Source organism: Bradyrhizobium sp. URHA0013 (assembly GCF_000518345.1).
Lineage (GTDB): Bacteria > Pseudomonadota > Alphaproteobacteria > Rhizobiales > Xanthobacteraceae > Bradyrhizobium.
In genome coordinates, this window is the sequence record NZ_JADK01000009.1 from 145,887 (window position 1) to 160,435 (window position 14,549).

Annotated in this window: 16 protein-coding genes; 9 read left to right on the top strand and 7 right to left on the bottom strand. The window is 65.0% G+C overall.

The window, feature by feature from the left end; translation table 11 throughout:
* Window positions 1-91: 91 nt before the first annotated feature.
* Genes N551_RS0115535 through N551_RS0115550 form a run of 4 tightly spaced genes read right to left on the bottom strand, consistent with a single transcriptional unit; the run spans window position 92 to window position 3,907 of the window.
* On the bottom strand, window positions 92-832 hold the full coding sequence (locus N551_RS0115535) for an ABC transporter ATP-binding protein (RefSeq protein ID WP_027518807.1): 741 nt from the start codon (window positions 830-832) through the stop codon (window positions 92-94).
* Window positions 829-1,662 (bottom strand): ABC transporter ATP-binding protein, encoded by an 834-nt coding sequence (locus N551_RS0115540; protein WP_027567704.1) that lies wholly within the window; start codon window positions 1,660-1,662, stop codon window positions 829-831. Before N551_RS0115540 ends, N551_RS0115535 begins: the two co-directional genes overlap by 4 nt.
* The gene (gene livM / locus N551_RS0115545; protein ID WP_027567705.1) at window positions 1,659-2,978 is read right to left on the bottom strand and encodes a high-affinity branched-chain amino acid ABC transporter permease LivM; all 1,320 of its coding nucleotides are present in this window, start codon (window positions 2,976-2,978) and stop codon (window positions 1,659-1,661) included. Before livM ends, N551_RS0115540 begins: the two co-directional genes overlap by 4 nt.
* An 11-nt stretch (window positions 2,979-2,989) precedes the next feature.
* Complete coding sequence (locus N551_RS0115550) at window positions 2,990-3,907, bottom strand: branched-chain amino acid ABC transporter permease (RefSeq protein WP_007602412.1); 918 nt, start codon at window positions 3,905-3,907, stop codon at window positions 2,990-2,992.
* Between the two features lie 343 nt (window positions 3,908-4,250).
* Between N551_RS0115550 and N551_RS0115555 the strand changes: the two genes are divergently transcribed.
* Complete coding sequence (locus N551_RS0115555) at window positions 4,251-4,787, top strand: hypothetical protein (protein WP_027567706.1); 537 nt, start codon at window positions 4,251-4,253, stop codon at window positions 4,785-4,787.
* On the opposite strand, the gene N551_RS0115560 is transcribed toward N551_RS0115555, so the two are convergent.
* From N551_RS0115560 to N551_RS37975, 3 genes are all read right to left on the bottom strand, one after another.
* Window positions 4,749-5,141: a carboxymuconolactone decarboxylase family protein gene (locus tag N551_RS0115560; RefSeq protein ID WP_027567707.1), complete on the bottom strand. Its 393-nt coding sequence runs from the start codon at window positions 5,139-5,141 to the stop codon at window positions 4,749-4,751. The genes N551_RS0115555 and N551_RS0115560 overlap by 39 nt on opposite strands.
* An 86-nt stretch (window positions 5,142-5,227) precedes the next feature.
* Complete coding sequence (pcaD, locus tag N551_RS37970; RefSeq protein ID WP_027567708.1) at window positions 5,228-6,010, bottom strand: 3-oxoadipate enol-lactonase; 783 nt, start codon at window positions 6,008-6,010, stop codon at window positions 5,228-5,230.
* 36 nt (window positions 6,011-6,046) lie between these two features.
* Window positions 6,047-7,402 (bottom strand): 3-carboxy-cis,cis-muconate cycloisomerase, encoded by a 1,356-nt coding sequence (locus N551_RS37975; protein WP_027567709.1) that lies wholly within the window; start codon window positions 7,400-7,402, stop codon window positions 6,047-6,049.
* A gap of 183 nt (window positions 7,403-7,585) precedes the next feature.
* Between N551_RS37975 and N551_RS0115575 the strand changes: the two genes are divergently transcribed.
* The 8 genes from N551_RS0115575 (at window position 7,586) to N551_RS0115610 (ending at window position 14,445) form a co-directional block, all read left to right on the top strand.
* Window positions 7,586-8,032, top strand: a complete 447-nt coding sequence (locus N551_RS0115575; protein ID WP_018455582.1) for a carbon monoxide dehydrogenase subunit G — start codon at window positions 7,586-7,588, stop codon at window positions 8,030-8,032.
* A gap of 135 nt (window positions 8,033-8,167) precedes the next feature.
* The gene (locus N551_RS0115580; protein ID WP_027567710.1) at window positions 8,168-8,653 is read left to right on the top strand and encodes a (2Fe-2S)-binding protein; all 486 of its coding nucleotides are present in this window, start codon (window positions 8,168-8,170) and stop codon (window positions 8,651-8,653) included.
* 33 nt (window positions 8,654-8,686) lie between these two features.
* Window positions 8,687-9,493: a xanthine dehydrogenase family protein subunit M gene (locus N551_RS0115585; protein WP_027567711.1), complete on the top strand. Its 807-nt coding sequence runs from the start codon at window positions 8,687-8,689 to the stop codon at window positions 9,491-9,493.
* A 62-nt stretch (window positions 9,494-9,555) separates the two neighbouring features.
* Window positions 9,556-10,476, top strand: a complete 921-nt coding sequence (locus N551_RS0115590) for a MoxR family ATPase (RefSeq protein WP_027567712.1) — start codon at window positions 9,556-9,558, stop codon at window positions 10,474-10,476.
* A 128-nt stretch (window positions 10,477-10,604) separates the two neighbouring features.
* Window positions 10,605-11,807 (top strand): VWA domain-containing protein, encoded by a 1,203-nt coding sequence (locus tag N551_RS0115595; protein ID WP_027567713.1) that lies wholly within the window; start codon window positions 10,605-10,607, stop codon window positions 11,805-11,807.
* A 9-nt stretch (window positions 11,808-11,816) separates the two neighbouring features.
* On the top strand, window positions 11,817-12,140 hold the full coding sequence (locus N551_RS0115600; protein WP_007602422.1) for an XdhC family protein: 324 nt from the start codon (window positions 11,817-11,819) through the stop codon (window positions 12,138-12,140).
* 2 nt (window positions 12,141-12,142) lie between these two features.
* Window positions 12,143-12,844 (top strand): XdhC family protein, encoded by a 702-nt coding sequence (locus N551_RS0115605; protein ID WP_027567714.1) that lies wholly within the window; start codon window positions 12,143-12,145, stop codon window positions 12,842-12,844.
* A complete protein-coding gene (locus N551_RS0115610) occupies window positions 12,841-14,445 on the top strand; it encodes an NTP transferase domain-containing protein (RefSeq protein ID WP_027567715.1) in 1,605 nt (534 codons plus the stop codon). The genes N551_RS0115605 and N551_RS0115610 overlap by 4 nt, the downstream gene beginning before the upstream one ends.
* Window positions 14,446-14,549 lie beyond the last annotated feature (104 nt).

Sequence of the window (14,549 nt, forward strand, 5' to 3'; positions counted from 1 at the left end):
TGAATGAATTCGAGGAGAAGTCACCGGCAAAATACGGGCATGGGCAGAGATATCTCGCCACATTCGGCAGCGCGGGTTCGCCTGGGCGGCCTCAACCGTGCCGGCCGCCTTCCAGGTAGGCGGCGCGAATCTCAGGGCGCTGCAACAACTCAGCGCCGGTCCCGGCCAGCGTGATCAGGCCATTGACCATGACATAGCCGCGATGGGCGAGCTTGAGCGCATGGTTGGCGTTCTGCTCGACAATCAGCACGGTCAGGCCGTCCTGGCGGTTCAGGGTGCGGATCGCATCGAAAATCTGGCGCGCGATCAGCGGCGCCAGACCGAGCGAGGGCTCGTCGAGCAGGAGCAGGCGAGGACGGCTCATCAAGGCGCGGCCGATGGCCAGCATCTGCTGCTCGCCGCCGGACAGGGTTCCGCCACGCTGCGCGTAGCGTTCCTTCAGCCGCGGAAACAGCGTGAACACGCGTTGTAGCGTCGCCTCGCGTTCGGCGTCAGTGCACTCGGTGGCGTCCGCCCCCATCTGGAGATTTTCCGCCACGCTCATGCGCGGGAAGATGCGGCGGCCTTCCGGCGATTGCGCGATGCGCAAATGCGCAATCTCGTGGGTGGGCACTTCGGTGATGTCACGGCCTTCGTACAGGATCTGGCCGGCGCGGGCGCGCGGCTTGCCGAAGATCGTCATCATCAGCGTCGACTTGCCGGCACCGTTGGCGCCGATCAGCGCCACGATCTCGCCGGCAGTGATCTCGAGGTCGACGCCCTTCAGCGCCTCGATCTTGCCGTAGGCGGCGCGAAGGCCGCGGATCGCGAGCAAGGCAGTGGGCGACGTCACGACCCGCCCTCCATCACGGCCGCCGCCTCTTCCTCATCGGTGCCGAGATAGGCGGCGATCACCTTTGGGTCGTCGCGAACCTCGCGCGGGGAGCCTTCCGAGATCTTCACACCGTGGTCCATCACAACGATGTGGTCGGAGATCTCCATCACCACAGACATGTCGTGCTCGATCAGCAGGATCGAGGTGCCGAGCTCGTTGCGGATCGACAGCAGCAGCTCGCTCAGGGCGGCACTCTCGCGCGCGTTGAGGCCGGCTGCGGGTTCGTCCAGGCACAAGAGCGCGGGCTCGGTGCACATCGCACGTGCGATCTCGAGCCGTCGCTGGTCGCCATAGGCAAAATTACCGGCGGCATCGTCGGCGCGATCGAGCAAATTGACCCGCTTGAGCCAATCGGTGGCGAGATCGATCGCGCGCTTCTCGGCCTCGCGGTAGACAGGCGCGCCAATGAGCCCGAGCAAGGTGAAGCCGGAGGCGCGCATCAGCGCGTTGTGCTGCGCCACCATCAGGTTTTCCAGCGCGGTCATGCCGGGAAACAGGCGGATGTTCTGGAAGGTGCGGGCGACCTTGGCCTGCTTGGCGATGCGGAAATCGTTCAGCCGCTCCAGCGCGATCACCTTGCCGTCGTCATGGTTGAGGCGGATGGCGCCGCCGCTCGGCTTGTAGAACCCGGTGATGCAGTTGAACACCGTCGTCTTACCGGCGCCGTTGGGTCCGATCAGCGCGGTGATCTTGTTCCGCTCGGCAGCAAACGACAAGTCCTGCACCGCGACGATGCCGCCGAAGCGCATGGTGAGCCGGTCGACCTCGAGAATCTGGTCGCGGCTCATCCGTGTCCCTCCTTGACGAGGTCGGATGAGATCGCGTGGGCCTTGGTCAGATACACGGTCGGCGCGCGATGGCCGATCAGGCCGCGCGGCCGCCAGATCATGATCAGCACCATGGCCATGCCGAACACCAGCATGCGATAGCTCTCGAGGCTGCGGAACAGCTCGAAACCGCCGATCATGGCGAGCGCGGAGAGCGCAACCCCAAGCTGCGAGCCCATGCCGCCGAGCACGACGATGGCGAGCACCAGCGCCGATTCCTGGAAGGTGAAGGATTCCGGGCTGATGAAGCCCTGGCGAGTCGCGAAGAACGCGCCGGCAAAGCCGCCGAACATCGCACCGGTCGCGAATGCCGTGAGCTTGGTCGTCGTGGTGTTGATACCGAGCGCGCGGCAGGCGACTTCATCCTCGCGCAAAGCTTCCCAGGCGCGGCCGATCGGCAGGCGGCGCAGCCGGATCGTCACCCAGTTGGTGAGCAGCGCGAGCGCCAGGATCAGGTAGAACAGGAAGACGATGCGGTGGGTCGGCGAATATTCGATGCCGAGCCTGGCGGCGAGCCCGTTGTCGCTGTTGTCGAGCGGGATGCCGAAGAAGGAGGGGCGGGGAATGCTGGAGACACCGTTGGGGCCGCCGGTCAGATCCTGCCAATTGATGATGACGAGGCGGATGATCTCGCCGAAGGCGAGCGTCACGATGGCGAGGTAGTCGCCGCGCAGGCGCAGCACGGGAAAGCCGAGCAGCACGCCCCAGAATGCGGCGAGGACGCCGGCGAGCGGCAGGCAGATCCAGAATGACCAGCCGAAATTGGTCGCAAGCAGCGCGTAGGAATAGGCGCCCACCGCATAGAAGGCGACGTAGCCGAGATCGAGCAGGCCGGCGAGGCCAACCACGACATTCAATCCCCAACCCAGCATGACATAGGTGAGCACGAGGATTGCGAGGTCGAGGATGTACCGCTGGTCATAGAAGATCACGGGCACCAGCAGCGTGAAGATCAGGAGCGCCGGTGCGAGATAGCGGCCGAGGAACGACATTCCGCTCTGCACCGCGGGCGGCACCAGCTTCTCAGCGCCGGTCGGACCGATCCATTGCTTGAGCAGCTCGAGCACGATCGAGCCGCCGAATACCGCGGCGACGAGGGAGGCGACCTCGCCGAAGCGCGTCCAATAGGTGAGCTGGCCGTCGGAACCGGCTTCGGTGCGGACGCCGACCATCAGCGAGAACAGCACCAGCGCGATCAGTGCGTTGACGCAGGCGGTCTTCAGGAGAGCGGGGATGCCCGATGCAGCTTTGGCCGTATTGCTCGAAGGAGTTTTCACGCGCGCGACCGTCAGACTTTTTCGACTTCGGGGCGGCCGAGCAGGCCGGTCGGCATGAAGATCAGCACGACGATCAGGATCGAGAACGCGGCGACGTCCTTGTACTCGACCGAGAAATAAGCCGACCAGAACGTCTCGATCAGCCCGATCGCGAGCCCCCCGAGCATGGCGCCGGGCAGCGAGCCGATGCCGCCGAGTACGGCCGCGGTAAACGCCTTGATGCCGGCGACGAAGCCCATGAAGAAATCGACCAGGCCGTAATAGAGCAGGTACATCAGGCCGGCCACCGCGGCGAGCGCAGCGCCGATCACGAAGGTCATGGAGATGGTGCGGTCGACGTTGACGCCCAGCAGCGCCGCCATGGTCTGGTCCTGCTCGCAGGCGCGCATGTCGCGCCCGAGCCGGGTGCGCGACACCAGCCAGGTGAAGATCGCCAGCAGCACGATGGTGGTGATGACCACCACGATCTGGATGTTGGAGAGCTGGATGACGAATCCATCGGCGCTCTCGTGCAGCGTATATCCGCCGGTGATCACTGGCGGCACTGGCTTCACCCGTGCGCCTTGCGCCACCTGCGAATAGTTGGTCAGCACGAACGACATGCCGATCGCCGACAGCATCGGCGCCAGGCGGAAGGAGTGGCGCAGCGGACGGTAGGCGATGCGCTCGATGGTCCAGCCATACAGGGCGGTGACCGCCATCGAGACCAGGATCACGATCAAAAGGATCACCGGGACCGCAGTCAGGCCGGTCGAGACCAGGAGAAGGAAGGTGATCAGCGCGATGAAGCCGCCGATCATGAAGACATCGCCATGGGCGAAGTTGATCATGCCGACGATGCCGTAGACCATCGTGTAGCCGATCGCGATCAGCCCGTAGATCGAGCCGAGCACGAGGCCGTTGATGAGCTGCTGGGCGAAATAATCCATAGGCTGCCGTACCCAAATCTGACGCGGCTCAAAGGGAGCTCTTCGAGAGAGAGTGCTGGTTTCTTCTCGGGCCCCGGCAGCCCTTAAACATTCTCGTTTTGTAACAGGAGGGAACTGGCGGCTGCAACCGGCCCTGCCTCCGCATCAAGGCTTTTACAGAGATCATTTGGGCGCTCCGGTTCCCCGCAATGGCCGGAACCGGCGCCGCCGGCGCCTAATTGGATGCCTGGCGGGAGGCAGTTAAGGTAAACAAAGGGTTTAAATTGCCGCCACAGTCTGATGCGAGTTAGCTCCCGGCAAAGCCTTCCATCGAAGGCGCGGGCCAAACGAAGCGGGAAGCGGCATGTTCGGAAACTGGCGGATCGGTTCGGTCAACGGCGCACTTCTGGCGGCCTATTTCATCCCGGCCTGGACCCTCGTTGCCTTCAACATCATGGTGGCGCCGGTGCACGGCCTCTATGAGCGGCCGAGCGTCGCAGTGGCGCTTTTCCTCAGCGACCATCTCCAGATGGCGGGGATGGACACGGTGCGCGCCGCCTGGCTGCTGGCACTGGGGCGACTGACGGTGGTGGCGTTCTTTGCGATCTACCTTGCGCTGCTCTGCATCCCCCGCATCCGCAAGAACGGCGGCAGCGACGAAGCGCTCGGCATTGCGCTTGCGATCGGCAGCCTGATCTCGTTTGCGAGCATGATCATGGCCTCGAAGGTCGGCGAGATGGCCGCGCTGCGGCTGCACGCCACCGAGCTCCTGCTCCTGCTCGGTGCCGCCATCGTGGTGGTGATCGAACGGCCCGCGGCGGCGCCCAAGATCGTTCAGAGGACCGTCGAGGCCACCCCGCCGCTAGGTCTTGAGCAGGCCGAGCTCCTGCACAATCGCTGAGGCTTCCTTGACGGCGTGGTTCGCCGCCGGCACGCCGCAATAAATCGCCTGCTGCAGCAGGATTTCCTTGATGTCGTCGGGCGTGAATCCGCCCTCGGCGAGGGCTGCGCGCACATGCAGGCGGAATTCGTCCCATTGGCCGAGCGCAACCATGGTGCCGATCACCAGCACCCGCCGCGTGCGCTCGTCGAAATGCGGCCGCGTCCAGATCTCGCCCCAGGCGTAGCGTGTGATCATGTCCTGGAAATCGGTGTTGAATGCATTGCGGCCCGCGATCGACTTGTCGACCCAGGCATTGCCCAGCACTTTTCGGCGCACGTTCATGCCGGCATCGCGGCGTTTCTGGTCGTCCATGCTGTTCTCCTCCTTCGTCACTGCCAGTCTGTCACCGCGGAGGCATTTTCTGGATTGCTTCGCTGCGCTCGCAATGACGGTTGCGACTAACGCTGCGTCAAGAAGCCCACCACTGCGTCGGTGAACGCGTGCGGCTGCTCGACATTGGAAATATGGGCGGCGTCGATGATGGTCATGCTTGCGCCGGGAATGTTTGAGCGGATCAATTCACCCGCCGAAATCGGCGTCGCCATGTCGTGGCGGCCGGCGATCACCAGCGTCGGGCTTTTGATCTTCGGCAGCAGCGCGCGCTGGTCGAGCGTCGACAGCGCTTCGCAGCAGGCGAGATAGCCTTCGACCGGCGAGGCCAGCAGCATCGTCTTCATCCTGGCGCTGATGTCGGGTGCGCGCTCGCGGAAATCCTGGGTGAGCCAGCCGGCAATAACGGCATCGGCGACGGCGGCGATGCCGCCCTTCTTCACGGCATCGATGCGCTCGAGCCATTTGGTCGGCTCGGCATAGTAGCAGGAGGTGTTGGCGAGGATGAGCTTGCCGAAGCGCTCCGGCGCGTTCGCGCCCAGCCATTGCCCGACCATGCCGCCCATCGACAGGCCGCACCAGTGCACTTTCTCGATATTGAGGTCGTCGAGGATCGCGAGCACGTCGCGGCCGAAGCGCTCCATCGTATAGGGGCCGGGCGGAACGTTGGACTTGCCGTGGCCGCGGCGGTCGTAGCGGATGACGCGGAATATCTGCGTCAGCGCCTTCATCTGCGGCTCCCACATCTGCAGCGTGCAGCCGAGCGAGTTCGACAGCATCAGCGTCGGCCCGCCGTCGCGGCCCTCGACGGAGACGTTGATCAGGCAACCGTCGGCATCGATCATGGGCATGCTGGCGTCTCCGTTTTATGTCCGCTCAAGGCTGCTCTATTCGCGTTCGAGGCTGTCGAGCAGGCGGTCGATCAGGGCTTGGGAAGCGCCTTGATAGGCCATCGGCTCGAACAACGCCGCAATTTTTTCCTGCGAAAGATACCCAGTGACCTGCGAATCGGCTGCGAGCACCTCGCGCAGATGCTTCTTCTCGGCGACCGCGCGCTTGCTCGCGGCCTCGATCAGATGATGCGCATCGCTCTTGCCGATCTTGTCGGCCAGCGCAAAGGTGACCGCTTCCGCCATGATCAGCCCGTGCGTCGCATCGAGATTGCTGCGCATGCGCGCGGCATCGACATCGAGACCCTCGGCGATGTCGACGATGGCGGCAAGTGCGCCGGAGGTGACCAGCATTAATTGCGGCAGCGTCGGCCATTCCGCGTGCCAGGGACCGGCGCTGCGTTCGTGGTCCTGCACCTGTGCGGCAAAAATCGTCGCTGCGAGCTGAGGCGCCATGGTCGCGCAGCCCAGCGCACTTGCGGCCGCGACCGGGTTGCGCTTGTGCGGCATGGTCGAGGAGCCGCCGCGGCCTTCGCCGGCAGGCTCGAACGCTTCGCCGACATCGGTCTGCATCAGCAGCGAGACGTCGCGCGCGATCTTGCCGCAGCTGCCGGCGAGAATCGCAAAGCTCGATGCGGCTTCCGCGATGCGGTCGCGATGGGTGTGCCAGGGCGCTTCGGGCAGCAGCAGGTTCAGCTCCCGCGCCAGCCGTTCGGAGACCACGAGCCCCTTGTCGCCGAGTGCTGCAAGCGTGCCGGCCGCGCCGCCGAATTGCAGTGCGAGGCCCTCGCGGGAGAGCCGCCTCAAGCGGCAGCGGGCGCGGGCGAGGCTTGCGGCGTATTCGGCAGCCTTCAGGCCGAACGGCATCGGCAGCGCGTGCTGAAGCCAGGTCCGCGCCACCATCGCCGTGTTGCGATGATTGCGCGCCAGTGCGGCAAAGCCCTTGATGGCGCGGCTGAGATCGGCGTCCAACGCATCGATGCCGGCGCGAAGCGTGAGCATGGTCGCGGTGTCGATGACGTCCTGGCTGGTCGCGCCCCAATGCACGTAGCGGGCGGCCTCTGCGTCGGCCCTGCCGACATTGGCGGTCAGCGTCTTGACCAGGGGGATCGCGAGATTGCCGGATCGCGTCGCGGCCTCGGCCAGCGCAGCCATGTCAAAGGTATCGGCCTTGCATGCGGCTTCGATCGGGCCCACCGCGGACGCGGGAATCACACCGGTGGCGGCCTCGGCTCGGGCCAGGGCTGCCTCGAAATCGAGCATGTTCTGGAGGGTCGACCGGTCGTCGCAGACCGCGCGCATGGCCACGCTCGACAGCATCGGCGCGAGCAGGGGGGAGAGGGATGTGCTCATATTATGCGGGACCTAACCACCATGGCCCGCCTGTGCCAATCCCAAACCGGCGGCGCAAGCTTTTTGCAGTTGCGAATATGCATTGCCCGTGACCGGAGGCCACCCTTTCTTTTGCCGCCTCCGTGCGGTACTTGAGCAGCATTAAAGTTGCACGATCCAAGTTCGGTATCCGGGAGGCACCCAATGGCCATGACGATGAACGGCGAAGTCCAGCTTGCGGCGCCGCGCGAGGCCGTGTGGGCCAAGCTCAACGACGCCGAGGTGCTGAAGGCCTGCATCCCCGGCTGCGAGGAGCTGGAGAAGACCGACGATGGCGGCTTTCGTGCGACGGCGAAAATGAAGGTCGGTCCGGTGTCGGCGCGCTTCAAGGGCAAGGTCACGCTGTCCGATCTCGACCCGCCGAACGGCTACAAGATCTCCGGCGAAGGCGAGGGCGGGGTGGCCGGCTTCGCCAAGGGTGGCGCCGTGGTCAAGCTTGCGGAGAAGGACGGCGGCACGCTTTTGTCCTACGAGGTCGAGGCACAGATCGGCGGCAAGTTGGCGCAGCTCGGCCAGCGCCTGATCAACGGCGCCGCCAAGAAACTGGCCGACGAATTTTTCGCGAACTTCGCCAAGGCGGTACAGGGCTGAACGCTATCGCCTTTCGGCATGGCGCCTTGCATTCCCGGTGATGTTGCCCCGGGGCATAATGGCCCATATGATGGGTTGGAATAATTATAAGAACCGCTTCGACGGGACCCGTCGGGGCGCTGATAGAGAGTGCTTATGGCAAAAATCTCCCTCATCGTGAACGGCAATCCTGTTACGGCCAATGTCGATCCCCGCACCCTGCTGGTGCAGTTCCTGCGCGAGAATCTGCGGCTCACCGGCACCCATGTCGGCTGCGACACCTCGCAATGCGGCGCCTGCGTCGTGCATCTGGACGGCAAGGCCGTGAAGTCCTGCACCACGCTCGCCGTCATGGCCGATGGCCACGAGGTCAAGACGATCGAGGGGTTGGCCGCCGACGGCGGGCCGCTGCATCCGATGCAGGAGGCCTTCCGCGAACACCATGGCCTGCAGTGCGGCTTCTGCACGCCCGGCATGATCATGACCGCGATCGACATCGTCCATCGGAAGGGCAACGAGCTCGACGACCACACCATCCGCGAGGAGCTGGAAGGCAATCTCTGCCGGTGCACCGGCTACCAGAACATCGTCACCTCGATCTCCGCCGGCGCCAAGGCGATGGCGAAATCCGATCTCGCGTAAACCTCGCGCGCACTCTGCGATCAGGACATTCAGATGTACGACTTCAAATATCATCGTCCCGGGACCGTTCGGCAGGCCGCCAACATTCTGGTCAAGAACGAAGACGCCAAGGTGATCGCCGGCGGCCACACGCTGATTCCCGTCATGAAGCAGCGCCTCGCCAGCCCGCCGCATCTGGTCGACCTCTCCCATATCGATGGGCTCAACACGATCGAGATGAAGGGCCGCGCGCTCGTGATCGGTGCCACCGCCAGGCATGCCGAGGTCGCAAGCTCGGCCATCGTCGGCGAGGCGATCCCGGCGCTCGCGAACCTTGCCAGCCAGATCGGCGATCCCGCCGTGCGTCACAAGGGCACGATCGGCGGCTCGCTCGCCAACAACGACCCGACGGCCGACTATCCGGCTGCGGTGCTCGCGCTCGGCGCCACCATCGTCACGAACAAGCGCCGCCTCAAGGCGGAGGAGTTTTTCCAGGGCCTGTTCACGACGGCGCTCGAAGCCGACGAGATCATCACCAAGGTGATGTTCCCGCTGCCGAAGAAGGCGGCCTATATCAAATTCCGCAACCAGGCCTCGCGTTACGCGCTGGTCGGCGTATTCGTGGCGCGGCGTCCCTCCGACGTGCGGGTCGCGGTCACCGGCGCCGGCTCCGAAGGCGTGTTCCGTGTCACCGCGTTCGAGGAAGCCCTGAAGAAGCGCTTCGCCGCGAAAGCGCTTGACGGCATCGAGGTGCCGGCGGACGGCCTCAACAGCGACATCCATGGCAGTGCCGAATACCGCGCGCACCTCATCGGTGTGCTGACGCGGCGTGCCCTCGACGCCGCCAACGCCAAGGAGTGAGTGATCCTCACGCCTCGGCCCAAACTTGTCCCCGGTGAGGGCGTAGCGAGACTGGCTTTTTCATGACCTCAGCGGCCAATACGTCCGGTGCATTGCCGGCATCGGTCGATTCGATGCTCGAACTCCTGACGTCGCGCGGCTATCTCGCCGAGCGATCGCTGGCCACGGTGACCTATCTGTCGCTGCGCATGGGCCGGCCGCTGTTTCTCGAAGGTGAGGCCGGCGTCGGCAAGACCGAGATCGCAAAAGTGCTGTCGGCGGCCCTGGGGCGGAAGCTAATCCGCCTGCAGTGTTACGAAGGCCTCGACGTCTCCTCGGCGGTCTACGAGTGGAATAGCGCCGCGCAGATGATCGCGATCCGGATGGCCGAGGCCGCCGGAGATACCGATCGCGATCAATTGTCGTCCGACATTTTCGCCGATCGCTACATGATCAAGCGACCGCTGCTCCAGGCGCTCGAGCCTGACGTCGCCGGGCCGCCGGTGCTGCTGATCGACGAGCTCGACCGCGCCGACGAGGCGTTCGAGGCCTATCTGCTCGAAATCCTCAGCGACTTCCAGGTGACGATCCCCGAATTCGGCACCGTGAAGGCGCCGAGCCCGCCGATCGTCATCATCACCTCCAACCGCACCCGCGAGATCCACGACGCGCTGAAGCGGCGTTGTCTCTACCACTGGGTCGATTATCCCGACGCCGACCGCGAGCTCGCGATCGTCAAGTCGCGCGTGCCCGGCATCTCCGCAAAATTGTCGCAGCAGGTCGTGCGCTTCGTCCAGGCACTGCGCAATCAGGATTTCTACAAGTCGCCGGGCGTCGCCGAGACCATCGATTGGGCCACCGCGCTGTCGGAGCTCGACGCCCGCTCGCTGACCCCGCAAGTGGTCGGCGACACGCTGGGCGCGCTGCTCAAATACCAGGACGACATCACGCGGATGCAGGGCGACACCTTGCAGAAGGTACTGAAGGACGCGACGAGCGACTAGCTTGTCATTCCGGGGCGCGCGAAGCGCGAACCCGAAATCCATTGGGCCGCAGAGTGAGTAGATTGAATGGATTCCCGGCTCGCGCCCATGAGGGCGCGCCCCGGAATGACGGCTGAGAGTGATGAACCATGGCCATCAACCATCTTGCGCCTGAGCAAACCGAGCAGTTCGCCGACAACATCGTCGGCTTTGCCCGCGCGCTGCGTTTGGCGGGCATGCCGGTCGGGCCGGGTGCGGTCATCGATGCCGTGAGCGCGCTTGAGGTGATCGACATCGGCAACCGCGCCGACGTCTTCACCACGTTGGAGGCGATCTTCGTCAAGCGCCACGAGCATGCGCTGATTTTCAAACAGGCTTTCAACCTGTTCTTCCGCGCGTCGGAAGAGTGGAAGCACATGCTGGATTCGGTGCCGTTGCCGGAGCAGGCCAAGAAGAAGCCGCAGGCCGGCTCGCGCCGTGTGCAGGAGGCGATGTCGCAGCCGCGCATGACGGAGACGCCGCAGCACCAGGAGCAGGATTTGCGTATTTCGGTCTCGGACAAGGAAATCCTTCAGAAAAAGGATTTTGCGCAGATGAGCGCGGCCGAGATCACCGAAGCGCTCCGCGCCGTCGAGCGGATGCGGTTGCCGCAGGCCGAGCTTCTGACGCGCCGGCACCGGCCCGATTCCCGCGGCCTGCGCCTCGACCTCCGCCGCACGCTGCGCGCCTCGTTGCGTACCGGCGGCGACATCATCGACATCCATCGCCTCGGGCGGATCGAGAAACCGGCGCCGATCGTCGCGCTGCTCGACATCTCGGGTTCGATGAGCGAGTACACCCGCCTGTTCCTGCATTTCCTGCATGCCATAGGGGACGCGCGAAAACGTGTCTCGGTGTTCCTTTTCGGCACTCGCCTCACCAACGTGACCCGGGCGCTGCGCCAGCGCGATCCTGATGAGGCGCTGGCGAGCTGCTCGGCCTCGGTCGAGGATTGGGCCGGCGGCACGCGGATCTCGGCCTCCCTGCACAATTTCAACAAATTGTGGGCACGGCGCGTGCTGAGCCAGGGCGCCATCGTGCTGCTGATCTCCGACGGGCTGGAGCGGGAGGCCGATTCCAAGCTCGCCTTCGAGATGGACCGGCTGCACCGCTCCTGCCGGCGGCTGATCTGGCTCAACCCGCTGCTGCGGTTTGGCGGCTTCGAGGCCAAGGCCCAGGGCATCAAAATGATGCTGCCGCACGTTGACGAATTCCGTCCGGTACATAATTTGAGCTCGATCCAGGAGCTGATCACCACGCTCTCCCGGCCGCTGCCGCCGCATCACCGCAGCTTGATCCGCTCCGCAGCCTGAGAGGAAGCCATGCTCGATCGCGACGAGGATATTCTGAAGGCGGCGGAGGACTGGCAGAAGGCCGGCCGTGGCGTCGCGCTCGCCACCGTGGTGGAGACCTGGGGCTCGGCACCGCGCCCGGCGGGCTCGAGCCTCGTCATCAATGACGAGGGCACGTTCCTGGGGTCCGTTTCCGGCGGTTGCGTCGAGGGCGCCGTGGTCACCGAGGCCATGGATGTGATCCAGAGCGGCAAGCCCAGGATGCTGGAGTTTGGCGTTGCCGACGAGACTGCCTGGAATGTCGGGCTGTCCTGCGGCGGCACCATCCGCGTCTTCGTCGAGAAGGTCGGCTAGCCGTGAAGCTCGCAATCCTGCACGAACTCAATGCCGAGCGCGCCGCGCGCCGCCCGGTGATCCTGGTGACGGACACCGAGAGCGGCGAGCAGCGCCTTATGAAAGCCAAGGATTTCGCCAAGGATCCCTTGGGCGCTGAACTCGACAAGCAGCTTCGCATGGGCAAAAGCGCCAGTGTCGAGGCCGGCGGCAAGAAGCTCTTCCTCAACGTTTATGCGCCGACCGCAAAGCTCGTCATCGTCGGCGCTGTCCATATCAGTCAGGCGCTGGCGCCGCTGGCGCGCTCGCTCGGCTACGACGTCACCGTGGTCGATCCGCGCACGGCCTTTGCGAGCCCCGAGCGCTTCCCAGACGTTCCCTTGGTCGCGGAATGGCCCGACACGGCGCTGCCGCCACTCAACGTCGATGCCTACACCGCTTTCGTCGCGGTGACGCACGATCCAAAGATCGACGATCCCGCGCTGCTGCACGCTTTCGAGCGCAACTGCTTCTATATCGGCGCGCTCGGCTCGCGGAAGACGCATGCCAAACGCGGCGACCGGCTGCGGGCGCAGGGCGCCAAGGACAGCGACATCGCGCGCATCCATGCGCCCATCGGGCTTGCGATCGGCGCGGTCTCGCCGTCCGAGATCGCGGTGTCGATCATGGCCGAGATCACGGCGGTGCTTCGCCTGCCGCCCAAAGAAAAAGAAGAAGCCGCATGAAGTTCGGCCCGGCGAGTCCCAGGGATGCGATCGGCGGGGTGACCGTCCACACCCTGCGCCAGGGACCGCTGGTGCTGAAGAAGGGCACGACGATCGGGCCCACCGAGGTCGAGGCGCTGGAGCGCGCCGGCATCAAGGACGTCGTGGTAGTGCGGATGGAGGCGGGCGATGTCTCCGAGGACGTCGCTGCCGCCAGCATCGCGCTCGCCGTCGGTGGCGATGGTATTCATGTCGAGCGTGCCTTTACCGGTCGAGCCAATCTGTTCGCCGGGCGCCCGGGCGTGCTGGTGATCGATCGCGCCGCAGTGGACCGCATCAACAATATCGACGAGGCCATTACCTTTGCCACGCTCTCCGCCTTCAAGCCGGTGGTCGAGGGCGAGATGGTCGGCACCGTCAAGATCATTCCGTTCGGCGTCGAAGGAAACTTGCGTGATGCCGCGGTGAAGGCCGCGGGTCGCGACGTTCTGAAGATCGCGCCTTACGTCATCAAGCGTGTCGGCGTGGTCTCGACGCTGTTGCCCGGCCTGTCCTCCAAGGTGATCGACAAGACGTTGCGCGTCACCGCCGAGCGGCTTGCGCCAGCCGGCGCTGGCATCATCGCCGAGCGGCGGGTCCCCCATGAGGAGCAGGCGCTGTCGGCTGCGATCAACGAACTGCTGGAACTTGGCGCCGAGCTCGTGATCGTGTTCGGGGCATCCGCGATCGCCGATCGCCGCGACGTGATCCCTGCGGCCGTGACCGCCGTCGGCGGCGAGATCGAGCATTTCGGCATGCCGGTCGATCCCGGCAATCTTTTGCTGATTGCCCGGGCCGGCGCCATTCCTGTGCTGGGTGCGCCCGGCTGCGCGCGCTCCCCGGTCGAGAACGGCTTCGACTGGGTGCTGATGCGGCTGCTGGCCGGCATCAAGGTGACGCGGTCCGAGCTGATGGGCATGGGCGTCGGCGGCCTCCTGATGGAGATCGTCACGCGTCCGCAGCCGCGCGCAAAACCGGAGATCGAGAGCAACAACCACGTCGCGGTCATCGTGCTCGCGGCGGGCCGTTCGACCCGGATGGGTGGGCCGAACAAGCTACTGGCCGAGCTCGACGGCAAGAAGCTGGTGCGGATTGCGACCGAGCAGGCGCTGGCCTCGAAAGCATCGGAGGTCATCGTGGTCACCGGCCATCAGACCGAGCTGATCGAGCAAGCCTTGCAAGGCCTGAAGGTGCGTTTCGTCAAAAATCCGGATTTTGCCGGCGGCGTCGCAAGCTCGGTCAAGGCCGGTATCGCGGCCGTTCCAGAAGCTTGCGACGGCGCTGTGGTCTGCCTCGGCGACATGCCGCTGATCAATGCCGGCCTGATCGACCGTCTCATCGACGCGTTCGCACCGGACCGCGGCAATCTCATCGTCGTGCCCGTCAGCGAAGGCCGGCGCGGCAATCCCGTGCTGTGGTCGCGCCGCTTCTTCACGGAGTTGATGACGCTCGATGGCGATGTCGGCGCGCGCCATCTGATCGCCAAGCACACCGAGGCGGTCGCCGAAGTGCCGGTCGACGGCGAGAGCGCCTTCCTCGACATCGACACGCCGCAGGCGTTGGAAGCGGCAAGACGCGGGTGACCCTGCGGTAGGGTGGGCAAAGACGCGTAGCGCCATGCCCACCATTCCCCAGACTGCGATCTGAAATTGGTGGCACGCCTCAATTTCAACGCCCCGTTCACCAT

Excerpts from the sequence above, each read along its gene's own strand:
- N551_RS0115540 (WP_027567704.1), bottom strand. The coding sequence starts at position 1,662 with ATGAGCCGCGACCAGATTCTCGAGGTCGACCGGCTCACCATGCGCTTC.
- N551_RS0115550 (WP_007602412.1), bottom strand. The coding sequence starts at position 3,907 with ATGGATTATTTCGCCCAGCAGCTCATCAACGGCCTCGTGCTCGGCTCG.
- N551_RS0115555 (WP_027567706.1), top strand. The coding sequence starts at position 4,251 with ATGTTCGGAAACTGGCGGATCGGTTCGGTCAACGGCGCACTTCTGGCG.
- N551_RS0115560 (WP_027567707.1), bottom strand. The coding sequence starts at position 5,141 with ATGGACGACCAGAAACGCCGCGATGCCGGCATGAACGTGCGCCGAAAA.
- pcaD (WP_027567708.1), bottom strand. The coding sequence starts at position 6,010 with ATGCCCATGATCGATGCCGACGGTTGCCTGATCAACGTCTCCGTCGAG.
- N551_RS37975 (WP_027567709.1), bottom strand. The coding sequence starts at position 7,402 with ATGAGCACATCCCTCTCCCCCCTGCTCGCGCCGATGCTGTCGAGCGTG.
- N551_RS0115575 (WP_018455582.1), top strand. The coding sequence starts at position 7,586 with ATGGCCATGACGATGAACGGCGAAGTCCAGCTTGCGGCGCCGCGCGAG.
- N551_RS0115580 (WP_027567710.1), top strand. The coding sequence starts at position 8,168 with ATGGCAAAAATCTCCCTCATCGTGAACGGCAATCCTGTTACGGCCAAT.
- N551_RS0115585 (WP_027567711.1), top strand. The coding sequence starts at position 8,687 with ATGTACGACTTCAAATATCATCGTCCCGGGACCGTTCGGCAGGCCGCC.
- N551_RS0115590 (WP_027567712.1), top strand. The coding sequence starts at position 9,556 with ATGACCTCAGCGGCCAATACGTCCGGTGCATTGCCGGCATCGGTCGAT.
- N551_RS0115595 (WP_027567713.1), top strand. The coding sequence starts at position 10,605 with ATGGCCATCAACCATCTTGCGCCTGAGCAAACCGAGCAGTTCGCCGAC.
- N551_RS0115600 (WP_007602422.1), top strand. The coding sequence starts at position 11,817 with ATGCTCGATCGCGACGAGGATATTCTGAAGGCGGCGGAGGACTGGCAG.
- N551_RS0115610 (WP_027567715.1), top strand. The coding sequence starts at position 12,841 with ATGAAGTTCGGCCCGGCGAGTCCCAGGGATGCGATCGGCGGGGTGACC.